This window comes from Aliivibrio sp. S4MY1, assembly GCF_028765545.1.
GTDB lineage: Bacteria > Pseudomonadota > Gammaproteobacteria > Enterobacterales > Vibrionaceae > Aliivibrio.
Genome location: NZ_JARACP010000031.1, coordinates 1 through 15,374 on the forward strand (window position 1 = coordinate 1; position 15,374 = coordinate 15,374).

Below are 15,374 nucleotides of genomic sequence, written 5' to 3' on the forward strand. Positions count from 1 at the left end.
CTCCATTTACCTAATGTTTAAATGCTGTTTGAATTTTTAGTGCTACGCCATTTAGCTATACTTGCTGCGAAATTTTCTTCATATTCTTCTTCCGCATCTTCTTCATATTTCGGCTGTGCTTTCACTGCATTACTGCCGATTGAAACTGGTCTAAATGGTTCTACTATTTTCGTCTCTGGTACTACTTCTTCTTCCAAAGGTTTCATTAATGCAGCTGCTTCAAGTGCGGTCATTTCATGCTGCGCTTTTGCGGCTATCTTGTTTGCTTTGCCAAATTGTGTACGCTTGCGTGTGTGCTCTCTTGCTGCTTGCGTATCGCCAAAACCTACTTTGTCTAAACATGCTGCGGTACAAATTCGAACACCTTGAAGGGTGTAGATTTCTACTGACTCATGCAGCGCTAGTGGGTCGAACCTTGCTACTAGTTTTTGCCCTATAAAGTTGGTCAGCGTTTCATGGTGATAACGGTTCTTACGGCCTTGTAAACTTCCCCCTGCTGACAGGGTAATTGTTCCGTGCTGCGATACTCTTGTTGCTTCGGCTTGCAGCATCATTAGTTGCAATTGCTCTGGTGTTGCTTTTCGTATTGCTGAGCTTTCGTAACTGGCATTAAATGCTTGGTTGTAACTCATGAAACCTTGGCACGCTTCTGAACTTCGGTTCTCTTTTGCGTTGAACATTTCTACGCCTTTCGCTACCGATTGAAGAAACACTTCTGCGTCTATCGCGGTGCTGCCGTAGTTGTCTGGTTTTGCCATTGGGTTAGGGCCTGTATAAGCACCTCGGTTTAATGGGTGTTTATCGATGTATTCATCTAAACCACCGACACCAAACGCACGTTCTATCGGCTTGGCTTGACCATGACCTTTTCCTAATATGACGCTTGACCAGTGCAGCTTTATTCCCATCATTGGGATGATGCCTAGTGGGTCATCTTCTTTTACTTTGAATCGGTATCGGTTTGGTACGCCGCCCGTCATCCATTTGTTTGCTGCTGCTCTGGTGTTATCGATCGTTATTTCTTTTGGTATTCCGAACTTGTCGAACACATCCATCATTGATAATCGAATGCTGTCTGTGTTTTCGCTTATGTCGGTTCGCCATCCGATGATCTTGCGACTGTATATGTCTTGCCAGAACCATGTTTTTGGTCTTAGGATTTCGCCGTTAAACCATTTAACAAAGACGTTGTGTTGGTAACCATCTCCGTTTATCCATTGCATTGCGTGCAAGTCTGCGACGCTACGTTCTTGCGGTGGGTACATCATTAATAATGCGTGCTCACCTTTGCGTAACATGACGCGCTGCTCTACAGGAACCTCAAACGCCATTCTTCTTCTAATGCTGTCGTAACTTGGGATCTTCCATCCGTTGTGTGACGCTGCATCTTTCAATCTTTCATAACAAACGGTGAGGGTTGGCTCTTCGTTTGATAGATAATCAGCTTTGATAAAGTCCCATGCTTGGTCGTCTATCTCTGCAAAGTGTTTCTTTCTTGCTAGTTGAGCTGCTTCTTTGTGTTTCGGTAGAAGCGCTGGAGCCCAATCAGCAATGTCTATTCGTTTTACTTGTGCGCAATATCTACGAAGGCTTGCCACTGGAATTCCGAACTCGTCAGAAACAGATTGATAAGCGTCCATTTTTGGAACCTGATGGTTCACTAACTGCTGTACGGCCTGAACGGCTTTAAGCGTTTTCTTTGCTTTGTCTTGCGCTTTTGCACCTGCTTTATTCCAACGAGCCCAAAGTGCTTCACTGCAATAAGAGGTTTTTTCTTTTGGCTTAGGGAGAATGATCTCTTGTCCGCCTACGTTTACTTTTCCCTGTTTTTTCATCAGGGCGGTTTGCACTGGAACAGGGAGGGTTGCTATTCGATACTCCAGAACGCGACCTTTAACTCCTTTGGCTTGTTGCTTTTGCCATCCTTCTTTTCTTGCTCTATACGAAATTCCTTGGGATGTTTCTGGTAAACCCGCTATCCCTAATAGGTCTTTTGCTAGAATCCACATGACTCCTCCTTCTGGTATCGGCTAGGCCAGATAACTGACGGTTGAACCCCAATTGCTTCGGCAATTATCTTTTCGGCTTTTGGATATTTAACACGCATTGCATTTCTTAACGTGCTTGCTGCAAGACCTTCTCTAACTGAAAGCTGAGTAAGAGAAACACCTTTCTTATGAAGCGCAGCAACAATATCTACACGGTGCCAATCTGTATTATTTGTTTCTTTATTCATTTCATGTCACCATTTAAAGTTAGTAATCGGTGTAACTCGTCGGACTTACTCCGCTGTGTAGGAAAGAGATTAGATTGAAAGAAAGAGTAAAGCAAGCTCTTTCTTTTAAAGAATTTAAAGTTATTTAATGGTTCTTTACTAAGTCTTTGTTTTTATTTGAATAGTTTTTAAAAGAAAAAAGAAAGTTTAAAAGCAAAGGCTCTTTCTTTTAAGGTGGTTTAAATGAAAGAGTGGTTTTTAACAAGTGACCTAGTTGGAAAGAAGGGAATGCCAGATACACCGCAAGGCGTAACTAACAAAGCAAGAAATGAAGAATGGAAGAAAAGAAAGGCACCTGGCGTTAAAGGTAGAGCGTTTGAATACCATATAAGCAGCCTTCCTAAGTCTGTTATAGGTGATATAGATACAAATGAAACAAAAGAGTCGTCAGCACTCTATCTTACTGATTCTGTTAAGATTCCAGTTTATGACATTACAGTTTCTGCTGGGCATGGGTGTGTACCATACGAACAAGATCAAACAACTGAGTATGTAACTATTCAGAAAGAGCTTCTATCGCTCTATGGCGTTACTAACCGTAGAGAGCTATTCATTCTTCCAGTTAAAGGTGATTCTATGGAACCTACGCTGTATGAGGATGATTTAGTGCTAATACAAAGGGTTAATTTAGAAAGCTTTTTGCATGAAGGGGTCTATGTTATTCGTCTTAAAGACGATTTGTTTATAAAAAGGATTCAATACAACCATATAAAACAGACACTTAAAGTTAAAAGTGATAACAAAGAGTACGATGAGATGTTCTTTTCTGGGGATGACCTTAATGATATTGAAGTAATTGGTGAGGCAGTTCGTGTTTTAATGACCAGGATTAGAAAGGTAAGAATTTAAAAACCAATTTTTAAACGTTTAAATTCAGTTTAAACACTGCTTCAAGGTTTTACGCTTGTGCTCAATTCATTAGCGTATTGATTGCCATCTTAGAGAAAGTGATCACTTTGCAATTTTTTGCTCAATCCCTAAATACTATTAAGGGCTGCGATTTAAAAAAACCGTCAGCCCTTATTCTATATGGTTTCATGAGGTTTTAATCCCACCTAATCCCTTAAATTCTCGCCAAATCCCTATATCTTCTTTAATTGATCATATTAATAGAGTCTACACAACGAGCCTTGCTTTCGCTCCAATTAACTTGGTAAAGAACTGATTTACCAAGATTTGCTGTTAACTGAGTTTAATTAGACTGACTCAATTAAGCGAGCAAAATATCCAATCAACGACAATAACTGTGAAACGAAACAATCCCTTTTTCTTACACCATTTGTACGAATTGGTTTCAGCCAATTTGGAACTGATAAACCAAATATCCTAACCACAATTGGGATTAAAAATGCTGAGAGCAAAACACTGATGCAGACTAAAATGAGGCATAACCAAAGAACAATTGAAGCGTAAATTGGTTTCTGAAACGCCTGAATTTGGGGCAATAATAGTTCAATGCCGAACCTGATGAAATGGAAACCAAAAGGCAACAAAGAAAAAGGAAAACCACCCTACTTTAACACCTAAAAAGCTAATGGTTCAATCGCTGAACTGAACCAAAAAACTGCATTCTCAGAGTTCGTATAACGCCTGCATAACACGTTTGCTACCATGCAGATTAAGCTCAAATTTACCACTTAATACGGTAAACTTAAAGAAACCCAGAACGCCGAATGTAGCAAATCGTGTTGATGCATTTGTTATGTGCGTTTCAATTTAGACAGATGATTTTGATATTTACGCTCTCGCAAATACCATGAAATTAGACTTGTAGGTATCAATACACCAATTGCAATTGTGATATAGATTGCCGATTCTTGTATTGATGATAAATACCACGCAGAAGATGGGGAAATAAAACCGGCAAGAATATGACCAACAAGCAAACCAAATAGAGCAAGACTAGAACTACGTATCATATAGCTAATCATTCCTCTTTTTCGTTCATTTTTCCATTTGTGAAATTCAATATCAGGGTCTTTCATAAAGCATAACCTTATATCGTGAACTAGATTAAAGTTGAGTAATTAATAATTTGACGATTTTTCTAACCTTCTTTTCTTACACTCTTTTTCGTAAATGGTTTCACTTATTATCCACATAAAATAATTTATTATTAAACCAAAAACGAGTAAAGCAGATACTTGTACATAGAAGTCTAACCAATATTCTTCCCATGTGCGTATTTTATCGAAAACAATAAAGCCAATAAATCCGCCGAACAAAACAGCACCACCAATAATCAATGTTTGCTTTAAAACATAGTTTAACTGCCCTTTTTTACGGGTAATTGCCCAACGTTCAAATTGCTTATTTTTCCACTGCTTGATCATAGGTTAATTTTCTCATTTTAGTAATAATCAAATATTAAGATTATACCCTTCACGATAAATAAAACGTGCTCGACTTCAATAGAAAAGAAGATGTAAGCCTTACACAGCAAAAAAGCACATAACGCCTGCATAACACGTTTGCTACCATACAGACCTAGCTGAATTTTAACGCCTTAATCACTGAAACTAAAGGCAAACTAACAACGCCGAGTGTAGCAAATCGTGTTGATGCGATTGTTATGTGTGTTCTTATTGAACCAATGAACTTTTAAGTACGAAATGATCATCGACCGTTTCAATTACTGTCCATTTTAGATTTGAATACAATGCAGGAATATGAGTAAAAACCAGCAACTCTGGTTCAGCCATTTCACTAACCACTTTTTCAGCATGATTAATCAATTGTGAGCTAATTCCTTGCTTACGATTTTCAGGTTTAATAAAGACAGCATTAACCCAAACAGCCTGCTCTTGAGTAATTGGAGATAGAAAACGAGTAAAAACTAAACCACCAATTAATTCACCATTTTCTAAAGCAATAATAGGATTTGGAATTACTTTTCCATTCTTTGTTGTTGCCAGTGGTTCAACGTCATCCCACTCACTTTCAAACCATTGATACAATTCAGTTAAATACGTTGAGTTACTTTCAACCGTTTGAATTAAAACCATAATTACTCCATTAAACCTATCATTTCCATAAAAACACATAACGCCTGCATAACACGTTTACTACTATGCAATTATACTTAATATTGACGCCTTAAAACGAGAAACACTCGGCAAACTGAGATTACCGAGTGTAGTAAATCGTGTTGATGCATTTGTTAGGCGATTTTCCCCGCGATCTCTTTGCTATGTTTTTGCACATCTGAATATGATACTAACTCGCTGTAGTAAATATGCCCATTATTCATATCGACTTCTTGACAATAAATCAGCTCTTCATAAGGTTCATTGTTATGAGTGAAATGGCAATAAATATGCGGGAAATAGTAATACTCATCACCGTCCATATTAACAACTTCTATATTTTCGTAAGGAATTTTACCAATTAAGTAGGCTCGAACTTCTTCCGAAGAGTCAATTTTTCTATTGATATACTGTCCGTTATAGATATATAGGCGCTCTGCATTTAAGATCACCATGATGCCTTTGTGGTAGGTGTCGACCAACGCTACTTTGAACCAAGGCGAGATTCCCGACTTTGAATCATCTGTATTTGGGTAGGAGTCGACGCGATCAACATGTCGAACTATTGCGTCTTTTCGCAATTTTTCATGGCGACATTTATTAATTTCTTTTTCAAAAATTGGGCGTAACTTTTCTCGATGTTGTATCAACTCTGCCGAAGTAAACTTAGGGATTTTCTCATTTGATTTCAAGTATCGTCTAGATAGATCTGTAGCGACGAAAACTAAAGTAAAAACAACAAAATATGGCTCGAAGTTTCCTGATGGTTCCATAATCCAAGCAACGCCGATACACAGTAACACTACAAATGCTATGACTTCAGCAAATAGAACAACCTTATCTCTCATACTTGAATTTTCCTCTTATCGCCTAACGCCTGCATAACACGTTTGCTACGATACATACTTAGCTGAATTTTAACGCCTTAATCACTGAAACTAAAGGCAAACTGACAACGCCGAGTGTAGAAAATCGTGTTGATGCATTTGTTATAAGCACATTCTCACACGGTTCATATGAACAAATTGAGCATCTTCGGATGTTACTTGGAAACCAAATTTACGATATAAACCGCCTACCCGATTACCTTGCAAATAACACAATTTCACTGGTTTATTTTCACTATCAGCAAACTCTAAACATTGACTTAAAATCTGACTTCCTATGCCTTTTCCGTGGAAACTTGGTAATAAAAAGAAACGGCAAAAATAGAAATGATCACCTTTGTTTTGAAGCAAATAGCTACCTACTGCGTCACCTGATATTTCAATAATGGTTGGCTTTTCTTCATCCCATTCATCTTGATGCATTTCACGTTGGATTTTATCGTCCCAACCAAATACAGCCTTAATTGGCTCAAATTCAGCTGCCTTTTTAAGTTCAAATAAGAACTCAAAATCACTATCTTTCGCTGAACGCGTAGAAAATTTCAAACCTTTACCTCTGGCTCAAATAACCTTAATAAATCGGTGCTTATAACGCCTGCATAACACGTTTGCTACTATGCAAACCAAGCTGAATTTTACTGCCTTAATCACTGAAACTAAAGGCAAACCGACAACGCCGAGTGTAGCAAATCGTGTTGATGCATTTGTTATGTTCACATAGCTAAAGATGTTTAATCAAATCAATATAATACCTTAACGCAAAGCAAAACTTCCTAGCATCTAGCGATATGATCCATTCTTTTTTATTTATGTTACCTTTAAGCTCACACTTCCCTAACCAATAATTAGAACCAGATTCATTTTTTTCAAAAACCAAATCATACGATGTTGCATGAATAATTTTATTGCAGCACTCTCGAAGAGAAGGTTTAAAGTTACCTTGTATAACTTCGACAATGTGGTCAAAGTACTCGAAAGCCTCGCGGTCTGGTGAGTAATGAGGGTTATCATCAATTGAAAAATCGTAACTGTCCTGTAAGACTCGAGTACGAGTCGCACACAAAATTAGATGGCTACTAACTGTTTCTATTAGCCACCCGATATAAGATTCATGTTCAATTTCAAATTCAGAAACACAATACTCATCCACTTTTTCAGTTGAGTACAATTCAAACAGTTTAGTTACATGGTTCGCGCTTGCTGAAACTAATTGCTCAATATAATAAGCCTCATTTACAATCGAGTTGTAATAAATAGGATGTGACATTTTATCTCCGTGAACATAACGCCGCAATAACACGTTTATTACTACGACGCCTTATCTGAATTTTACTGCCTTAAACACCTAAACCAAAGACAAACCGAGAACGCCGAATGTAATAAATCGTGTTGATTGCTTTGTTATATTTTCCATTTGTCCATTTCAGAAAGATACATAAAAAATAACTCTTTACTATCTTCGGCTTCTTCCTCTATTGTAAATTGAATATTATTTTCTCTAAAAAACATAACAAAACCAAAACAGGCCATATACCAAATATAACATTCACGATCTTTGTCATCAAAGTTAATACCTTGAATAACGTTTAAAATTCTTGTTTCTAAGTCAGGGTGATATGTTTGTTGTATGTTATATGGTTCTTTTATAATAAATAGACAAGAAACCATCATTAGTAATATTGAAGCCCCTAAAATCACCTTTTCCTTGTCATCCATTTCTGGAGTGATTAACATGGCTAATGCATACTGATCGGCTTCATTTTCAATGTTTTTTCGTTCAGCCACTTTATCTAGTTCATTACAATTAGCTAAACCTTTTATAAATGAAGAATGTCCTAATTTTAAATGTGCAAACTCGTGATACAGCAAGTACGCAACAGAATTTTGAAAAATCCTATTAGATTTTGCCGTATATGTATCTAATTTGTAGCTATCTGCACTATCAGGTCGAGGTAAATCGTCGGGCCAATGACTAAAATTATCTCTCAATGATACTGACCAATTAAACAATAATTCAGCATCTTTTAATAACTTATTATTAAAATTAACTTCACCTGAAAAAGAGTTATCAAGCATTCGTTTTTGCACCCCCTCTTCATATATAACAAATATAGAGTATGTAAAAGCCCACAAATGTGACAAATACGTTTGTTGTAAATAAATTTCTTTCTCCGCATTCTTCGCTTTAGGAGCTTTTATAACATCATCTATATTGTCATAATCAATTTCTGATGATATTTCATTATTAGCAATAGCTGCATTCAGAACTTCGACTGAAGTTTTATCTGCTTTTTGAAATGCATCTAATACATTATTTGTCAAAAGACTAATTGGATATTTAGCCATAATTATCACCTCCAAAAATCTAACTAAGAAAATATAACGCTTGCATAACACGTGCTGACGACCAACTTTACCAAACCAATTACACTTCAAACCAAAAACGCCGAATGTAATAAGCATCGTGTTGATGCGATTGTTGTGCGTGCTTACTTTCGGCTTGGCTAGCTTGGTAAAGAAATACCCTGCCAAGATTTTTAATGTCCTGATTTTAATTTACCAATGGCAATTAAGCGAACAAAATGTTCTTAAATTGCGAGATGAAGTTAATGGAAAACAGATACATTCCTTACGCTATTTGAACGACTTGGTTTCAACAGATTTGGAACTGATAAGCCAAATATCCTTGCCACAATTGGGATTGAAGATGCTGCGAGCAAAACACTGATGAAGAATAAAATGAGGCATAACCAAAGAACAATTGAAGCGTAAATTAGCCTCTGAAACGCCTGAACTTAGGAAAATAAGGGTTAATTTGCCGAACCTGACGATACGAAAGCAAAAAGGCAACAAAGAAGAAATTTACGCTTACTAAGCCGAAACTACAAAAGCCGCGATCCTTTTGATGAACCGTGCAAAAAATTTCGGACTCAGTACGCACAACGCCGCAATAACACGTGCGAACGACCGACTTACAAAACCAATTACACTCCAAACCACAAACGCCGAATGTAATTAGCATCGTGTTGATTGCTTTGTTACACGATCTTTGTCAACGCTTCGCTTTAATTGGTAAAGAACTGATTTACCAATAATATTTAAAAACCAATTCTAAATTACAAAAGCCAATTTAGCGAACAAAAGAACCGCTCAACTACAAAAACTGCGAAACGAAACAATCCTTTTTCTAGCACCATTTGTACGATTTAGTATCAGCAGGTTTGGATCTGATAAACCAAATATCTTTGCCACAATTGGGATTGAAAATGCTACGAGTAAAACACGAATGCAGGATAAAATGAGGCAACACCAAAGAACAATTGAAGCGTAAAAATGCCTCTGAAACGCCTGAACTTAGACCGCCAAAAGTCAATTGCCGAACCTAATGATACGGACACTAAAAGGCAACAAAGAAGATGGAAAACCACCCTATTTTCACATCTAAAAATCGAATGGTTCTATCTCCGAACTGAGCCAAAAAACTGCTATCTTTAGTTCGTGTAACGCCTGCATAACACGTTTGCTACGATACAGACTTACCTGAATTTTACTGCCTTAATCACTGAAACTAAAGGCAAACTGACAATGCCGAGTGTAGCAAATCGTGTTGATGCATTTGTTATAATTTTATATATCAGCCATAGTCAGCAATTGACTACAGTTACGAACCGTTAAAATATTTATGCTTAACGTTACGCTATAAATAATGCGGTAATTGCCAAAAATGATTTCACGATAATTGGCTTTATTCAGCTCAGGGACAAGACGACCCAACTCTGGAAATGAACCTAAATTCTCAGCTTTATCGAATACATCGTTAACCCATTTTTCTGCCGCTGATGGATTGTCTAATGCTATGTATTCTGCTGTCTGCCCTATTTTATCTAAAGCAAGCGGCGACCAAATAACATTCATGAACGTAAGCGCCCTAAGATTTTAGAACGAGCATCATCATTTGAAAAACCTAAGCCACTAGCGATTTGTGCTTCAGCTTGTTGCACCTCTTCCAGTAACTCTATTTTTTCTTGCATTGCTTCATATTCAGCAACGTCTAAAACAACAGCGACACCTTTACCACGTTGAGTGATAACTAAAGGTCTACGAGTTTCATTAATTTGACGAATAAACGACGCTACGCCAGCTCTAAATTCTGAAAGTGGTTGAATATCTTGGTCTAATCTTAGTCGAGTCATAAATAGCACCTTAGTTGTACTTAATTTTGTACCAATTATAGTGCAAGTATAAATATTCATCAATACTAAGAAAAATTATAACGCTGGCATAACACGTTTATTACTATGCAAACCAACCTGAATTTTAATGCCTTAATCACGAAACCTAAGACAAACCCAGAACGCCGAATGTAATAAATCGTGTTGATGCGATTGTTGTGCGTGCTTACTTTCGGCTTGGCTAGCTTGGTAAAGAACTGCCCTACCAAGATTTTTAATGCCCTGATTCTAATTTACCGATAGTAATTAAGCGAACAAAATATCCTTAAATTGCGAGATGAAGTAAATGGAAAACCAATACACTTTTTACGCCATTTGAACGGTTTGGTTTCAACAAGTTTGGAACTGAAAAACCAAATATATTAGCCACAATTGGGATTGGAAATACTGCGAGGAAAACACGGATGCAGACTAAAATGAGGCATAACCAAAGAACAATTGAAGCGTGAAATAGCTTCTGAAACGCCTGAATTTGGGGAAATAAAGGCTAATTTGCCGAACCTGATGAAATGGAAACTAAAAGGCAACAAAGAAGAAATTCACGCTTACTAAGCCGAAACTACGAAAGCCGCGATCCTTTTGATGAACCGTGCAAAAAATTTCGGACTCAGTACGCACAACGCCGCAATAACACGTGCGAACACCTTACTTTCCAAACCAATTATACTTCAAACCACAAACGCCGAGTGTAATTAGCATCGTGTTGATTGCTTTGTTACACGATCTTTGTCAACGCTTCGCTTTAATTGGTAAAGAACTGATTTACCAATAATATTTAAAAACCGATTCTAAATTACAAAAGCCAATTTAGCGAACAAAAGAACCTTTCAACTACAAAAACTGCGAAACGAAGCAATCCTTTTTCTAGCATCATTTGTACGATTTGGTTTCAGCCAGTTTTGAGCTGATAAACCAAATATCTTTACCACAATTGGGATTGAAAATGCTACGAGCAAAGCACGGATGCAGGCTAAAATGAGGCAACACCAAAGAACAATTGAAGCGTAAAAATGCCACTGAAACGCATGAACTTAGGCCAACAATAGTCAATTGCCGAACCTAATGAAATGAAAACTAAAAGGAAACAAAGAAGAAGGAAAACCACCCTATTTTCACATCTAAAAATCGAATGGTTCTATCGCCGAACTGAGCCAAAAAACTGCTATCTTTAGTTCGTGTAACGCCGCAATAACACGTTTATTACTACGACGACTTAGCTGAATTTTACTGCCTTAAACACCGAAACCAAAGACAAACCTACAACGCCGAATGTAATAAATCGTGTTGATTGCTTTGTTATATTGCCTATTGATAAACGACATGAAATCGTTCCAATACAAGAACCATATCCTCACTAGGCTTAATATTTAACTCTGAACATTCAGCAGCAAAGAAACGCCAATGAGCTTCACGCCACCATTTTAATGAACGGTCGCCCTCGCCTTCTGCATGAGCAAATTCAGCCGTAACTTCGTTGTATTTACACGTTTCAACTGAATCAATTTCAATGATACAAATTGGTTTCCCATTCCAATCAACGACCACTTGTAAGTGACCAACAGTTGGCATTGGCTCTTCACCAGATTCATACCAAACATTTAAGCTACAAGTTGCTGTCTTTTGACCGATTCGGATTAATTCAGCACATTGATTGGCATTATGCTCATCAGCACAGAAATAGTCTGAACTGAATGATTTATACTTTTCACGCTCAATTTCAGATAGTGAGCTGAGATACTTATTCAAGTAGATTTGAGACTGTTCTTCCATGAAATCCTCTTAACTATTTTCGCAATATAACGCCTGCATAACACGTTTGCTACGATACAGACTTAGCTGAATTTTAGCGCTTTAATCACTGAAACTAAAGACAAACTAAGAACGCCGAGTGTAGCAAATCGTGTTGATGCATTTGTTATGTTTTTATCTTGTATATGCTTAATATCATATAAAAATAAATATTTTCCAATATAATCTATATTTTACACAATTTCAGATGATTGCATCATGCGCGCTAACAAACACAGAGCTTTTTATGAAGCACTAACTCGACATAATTATTTTCCAAATCAAAAAAGCATAATCGGTGAGCTACCACCTTGTTTAAGTACCCGTAGATTTACTCCAGAAATAGCCGAAAAGATAGCAGCGATACCTAAAAGTGACAATCAAGAAAAGCGTAGCAAAGGTTTCGACCTAGTTGAATATCAAGCCACTAGATATAATAATGTACCTAGAGTTCTTTCTTTAGTTCATCCAAAGGCTCATTCTTTATTATGTAAGCATATCCATGATCATTGGGACAAACTTAATTACATCGAAGATAATGAACAAAGCAGAATCAAACCAGAATGTCATGACGATGGTCGATATGTAATTATGGGCTATGGGTGTGCCATAGAAAAAATAGATACTATACACTCGAAAAGTTTTGGCAAAAAATTCCGAGTACATACAGATATATCAAACTGCTTTAACAGTATTTATAGCCACTCTTTACCTTGGGCCCTTGTTGGATTCAGTGAAGCCAAAATAAAATCAAATAATAAAGACGAATGGTTTAATCAGTGTGATTTTCATTTACGCAATACAAAAAGAGGTGAAACACAAGGCATCCCTATAGGACCTACAACTTCAAATGTTGTTGTTGAGGTAATTCTGGGCAAAGTTGATGATGTATTAATGAGTAATAAGTTCGATTTCCAACGCCATATCGATGATTACGAATGCTATTGCCAAACTCGAGAAGAGGCCGATCAGTTTATTCTAATTCTTGGAAAAGAATTAGCAAAATACAAACTTACACTACATTTAAATAAAACTAAAATTATTGAACTACCGCATCCACATGAAGATGAATGGACAATTGAACTAAAATCAGCCCTTCCGAGTCGACTTCAAAATGACAATGATGCTCCAAAACTAAGCTCTTCAGAAGCTCTATCTTTTTTAAATAAGGCAATTTTACTTAATAAAGCCACGCCTGATGGTAGTGTCTTAAAGTATGCAATACACATTATATTGAATTATTTACAAGATAATACTGCCTCATCTGTTTATTCGTGCGTTTTAAACTTAGCATGGCACTATCCAATCTTAGTTCCTTTTTTAGATATTTTAATTGAAAAATCAGACCTGAAACCTCGTGATTATACTGAACATTTAGAGAACATAATTTTAGAGAACGCCAAACATAATCGTTCAGATGGTATGGCTTGGCCTTTGCACATTTTCCGAAAGTACAATGTTATACCTTCAGTTAAAATTATTGAACATATTCTTGATAGCAAAGATTGTGTTGCCATAACAATATTAAACTCTTTTATACCCGACAACACAAAAATCAAAGAGTTTGCCCAATCAATAATGGACACTAATGATTTATATGAAAAAGATCGATACTGGTTACTTTTATATCAATTATTTTTAAAAGGTGACATTCTCAATGCATATGAAGATAAGAAAATATTTGAAATAATGAAGGAAAATCAAGTCGACTTTATTCCTGATGATAAAAATTCGCCAGCAGAAGAAGAATGTGAACGACTAAAACTCCGTGGAATATTTGGTCATATTGATACATTATAAATAATAGGCCAACTTTTAAGTAACAATAAAGGTTGGTTTAAAAACATAACGCCGCAATAACACGTGCGAACGCCTTACTTTCCAAACCAATTATACTTCAAACCGCGAATGCCGAGTGTAATTAGCATCGTGTTGATTGCTTTGTTACACGATCTTTGTCAACGCTTCGCTTTAATTGGTAAAGAACTGATTTACCAATTATATTTAAAAACCAATTCTAAATTACAAAAGCCAATTTAGCGAACAAAAGAACCGTTCAACTACAAAAACTGCGAAACGAAACAATCCTTTTTCTAGCACCATTTGAACGATTTGGCTTCAGCAATTTTTTAGCTTATAAACCAAATATCCTTGTTACAATTGGGATTGAAAATTCTGAGAGGAAAACACGGATGCAGGATAAAATGAGGCAACACCAAAGAACCATTGAAGCGTAAAAATGCCTCTGAAACGCCTGAACTTAGACCGCCAAGAGTCAATTGCCGAACCTGATGAAACGGACATTAAAAGGCAACAAAGAAGAAGGAAAACCACCCTACTTTCACATCTAAAAATCGAATGGTTCTATCGCTGAACTGAGCCAAAAAACTGCAATCTTTAGTTCGTGTAACGCCGCAATAACACGTTTACTACGATATAGACTTGGCTGAATTTTACTGCCTTAATCACTGAAACTAAAGACAAACCTACAATGCCGAATGTAGTAAATCGTGTTGATTGCTTTGTTAGGCGAATAACTATCGGTTAATTGCCAAACTAAATTTAGTGACTTGCTCGAAGTCATAATTTCTTTCTGAACTACCGTAAATTGACAATTGATCACGGTAAATTTCATATACAAACTTATGATACTTTGAGTAAAAGTCTGTTAAGTCATAATCTCTTACTCGCCTAGCATCAACGTGAGCCAATGTTTTATTTCTTATATGCCTAAAATCTTGTCCAAACTTTTCGGGTACTGTCACTTCATAGTATGACAAATCATTAACCCAACTTGGTGCAATGCCTTTTTTAATATTATGAGCATACCTGTCCATTATTCTCTGCGCTAAACTATTAAAATACGCATCATGGCGTTCGTGTTGTTTTTTAAATTTAGTTCCTTTCAGTGACGGAGACGTATCACCTAACTGACGGTGCCTAACAGCAACAGACATTTCATATAAATGATGTAAAAAAGACGTATAAGAGTTATAAGCGAAGTAAGCAATTTCAGGAGAATTACCTTTCATTATCATAACTTCACCAATTCGTTTAAATGTACCAAAGGCATCTTGGCAACGACAAAACTCATGATAAATAGCCTTATTGAGTAACATATCTGTCTCATCGCCTGCTGTGAACTTCATATTATCTCCTATTCGCC

The 15,374-nt window shown here is 36.7% G+C and carries 15 protein-coding genes; 2 read left to right on the forward strand and 13 right to left on the reverse strand.

Features of this window, described 5'->3' with window-relative positions; all coding sequences use genetic code 11:
* Positions 1–17 precede the first annotated feature (17 nt).
* On the reverse strand, positions 18–2,009 hold the full coding sequence (locus PVK71_RS19600) for a transposase domain-containing protein (protein WP_274421022.1): 1,992 nt from the start codon (positions 2,007–2,009) through the stop codon (positions 18–20).
* Entirely contained in the window at positions 1,997–2,236 is a 240-nt protein-coding gene (locus PVK71_RS19605) for a helix-turn-helix domain-containing protein (RefSeq protein WP_274421023.1), read from the reverse strand. The genes PVK71_RS19600 and PVK71_RS19605 overlap by 13 nt, the downstream gene beginning before the upstream one ends.
* A gap of 222 nt (positions 2,237–2,458) precedes the next feature.
* On the opposite strand from PVK71_RS19605, the gene PVK71_RS19610 reads away from it, so the two are divergent.
* Entirely contained in the window at positions 2,459–3,124 is a 666-nt protein-coding gene (locus PVK71_RS19610) for a helix-turn-helix domain-containing protein (RefSeq protein ID WP_274421024.1), read from the forward strand.
* An 851-nt stretch (positions 3,125–3,975) separates the two neighbouring features.
* Here the strand turns inward: PVK71_RS19610 and PVK71_RS19615 are convergent.
* The 10 genes from PVK71_RS19615 to PVK71_RS19660 form a co-directional block, all read right to left on the reverse strand.
* Positions 3,976–4,260 (reverse strand): hypothetical protein, encoded by a 285-nt coding sequence (locus PVK71_RS19615; protein WP_274421025.1) that lies wholly within the window; start codon positions 4,258–4,260, stop codon positions 3,976–3,978.
* A 42-nt stretch (positions 4,261–4,302) separates the two neighbouring features.
* Positions 4,303–4,608 carry a hypothetical protein gene (locus tag PVK71_RS19620; protein ID WP_061014323.1) on the reverse strand — a complete coding sequence of 102 codons (306 nt, stop codon included), beginning with the start codon at positions 4,606–4,608 and terminating at the stop codon, positions 4,303–4,305.
* Positions 4,609–4,857: 249 nt separating this feature from the next.
* Positions 4,858–5,280, reverse strand: a complete 423-nt coding sequence (locus tag PVK71_RS19625) for a GNAT family N-acetyltransferase (RefSeq protein ID WP_274421026.1) — start codon at positions 5,278–5,280, stop codon at positions 4,858–4,860.
* Positions 5,281–5,435: 155 nt separating this feature from the next.
* Positions 5,436–6,149 carry a hypothetical protein gene (locus PVK71_RS19630; RefSeq protein WP_274421027.1) on the reverse strand — a complete coding sequence of 238 codons (714 nt, stop codon included), beginning with the start codon at positions 6,147–6,149 and terminating at the stop codon, positions 5,436–5,438.
* 141 nt (positions 6,150–6,290) lie between these two features.
* Positions 6,291–6,734 (reverse strand): GNAT family N-acetyltransferase, encoded by a 444-nt coding sequence (locus tag PVK71_RS19635; RefSeq protein WP_054776380.1) that lies wholly within the window; start codon positions 6,732–6,734, stop codon positions 6,291–6,293.
* A gap of 175 nt (positions 6,735–6,909) precedes the next feature.
* Positions 6,910–7,455, reverse strand: coding sequence for a hypothetical protein (locus PVK71_RS19640; RefSeq protein ID WP_274421028.1), 546 nt, complete (start codon positions 7,453–7,455; stop codon positions 6,910–6,912).
* A gap of 134 nt (positions 7,456–7,589) precedes the next feature.
* Positions 7,590–8,534 carry a phage exclusion protein Lit family protein gene (locus PVK71_RS19645; protein ID WP_274421029.1) on the reverse strand — a complete coding sequence of 315 codons (945 nt, stop codon included), beginning with the start codon at positions 8,532–8,534 and terminating at the stop codon, positions 7,590–7,592.
* Between the two features lie 1,281 nt (positions 8,535–9,815).
* Positions 9,816–10,103, reverse strand: a complete 288-nt coding sequence (locus PVK71_RS19650; protein ID WP_060994190.1) for a type II toxin-antitoxin system RelE/ParE family toxin — start codon at positions 10,101–10,103, stop codon at positions 9,816–9,818.
* Complete coding sequence (locus PVK71_RS19655) at positions 10,100–10,381, reverse strand: type II toxin-antitoxin system Phd/YefM family antitoxin (RefSeq protein ID WP_274421030.1); 282 nt, start codon at positions 10,379–10,381, stop codon at positions 10,100–10,102. Before PVK71_RS19655 ends, PVK71_RS19650 begins: the two co-directional genes overlap by 4 nt.
* A gap of 1,344 nt (positions 10,382–11,725) precedes the next feature.
* Positions 11,726–12,190: an ASCH domain-containing protein gene (locus PVK71_RS19660; protein ID WP_274421031.1), complete on the reverse strand. Its 465-nt coding sequence runs from the start codon at positions 12,188–12,190 to the stop codon at positions 11,726–11,728.
* Between the two features lie 237 nt (positions 12,191–12,427).
* Between PVK71_RS19660 and drt4 the strand changes: the two genes are divergently transcribed.
* Positions 12,428–14,008 (forward strand): antiviral reverse transcriptase Drt4, encoded by a 1,581-nt coding sequence (gene drt4, locus PVK71_RS19665; RefSeq protein ID WP_274421032.1) that lies wholly within the window; start codon positions 12,428–12,430, stop codon positions 14,006–14,008.
* A gap of 737 nt (positions 14,009–14,745) precedes the next feature.
* Here drt4 and PVK71_RS19670 read toward each other — a convergent pair.
* Positions 14,746–15,374, reverse strand: a 629-nt coding sequence (locus PVK71_RS19670) for a hypothetical protein (RefSeq protein WP_274421033.1), incomplete at its 5' end; no start/stop codon positions are given.

Coding starts and splice junctions, on each gene's coding strand:
- PVK71_RS19600 (WP_274421022.1), bottom strand. CDS start 2,009: ATGTGGATTCTAGCAAAAGACCTATTAGGGATAGCGGGTTTACCAGAA.
- PVK71_RS19605 (WP_274421023.1), bottom strand. CDS start 2,236: ATGAATAAAGAAACAAATAATACAGATTGGCACCGTGTAGATATTGTT.
- PVK71_RS19610 (WP_274421024.1), top strand. CDS start 2,459: ATGAAAGAGTGGTTTTTAACAAGTGACCTAGTTGGAAAGAAGGGAATG.
- PVK71_RS19615 (WP_274421025.1), bottom strand. CDS start 4,260: ATGAAAGACCCTGATATTGAATTTCACAAATGGAAAAATGAACGAAAA.
- PVK71_RS19620 (WP_061014323.1), bottom strand. CDS start 4,608: ATGATCAAGCAGTGGAAAAATAAGCAATTTGAACGTTGGGCAATTACC.
- PVK71_RS19625 (WP_274421026.1), bottom strand. CDS start 5,280: ATGGTTTTAATTCAAACGGTTGAAAGTAACTCAACGTATTTAACTGAA.
- PVK71_RS19630 (WP_274421027.1), bottom strand. CDS start 6,149: ATGAGAGATAAGGTTGTTCTATTTGCTGAAGTCATAGCATTTGTAGTG.
- PVK71_RS19640 (WP_274421028.1), bottom strand. CDS start 7,455: ATGTCACATCCTATTTATTACAACTCGATTGTAAATGAGGCTTATTAT.
- PVK71_RS19645 (WP_274421029.1), bottom strand. CDS start 8,534: ATGGCTAAATATCCAATTAGTCTTTTGACAAATAATGTATTAGATGCA.
- PVK71_RS19650 (WP_060994190.1), bottom strand. CDS start 10,103: ATGAATGTTATTTGGTCGCCGCTTGCTTTAGATAAAATAGGGCAGACA.
- PVK71_RS19655 (WP_274421030.1), bottom strand. CDS start 10,381: ATGACTCGACTAAGATTAGACCAAGATATTCAACCACTTTCAGAATTT.
- PVK71_RS19660 (WP_274421031.1), bottom strand. CDS start 12,190: ATGGAAGAACAGTCTCAAATCTACTTGAATAAGTATCTCAGCTCACTA.
- drt4 (WP_274421032.1), top strand. CDS start 12,428: ATGCGCGCTAACAAACACAGAGCTTTTTATGAAGCACTAACTCGACAT.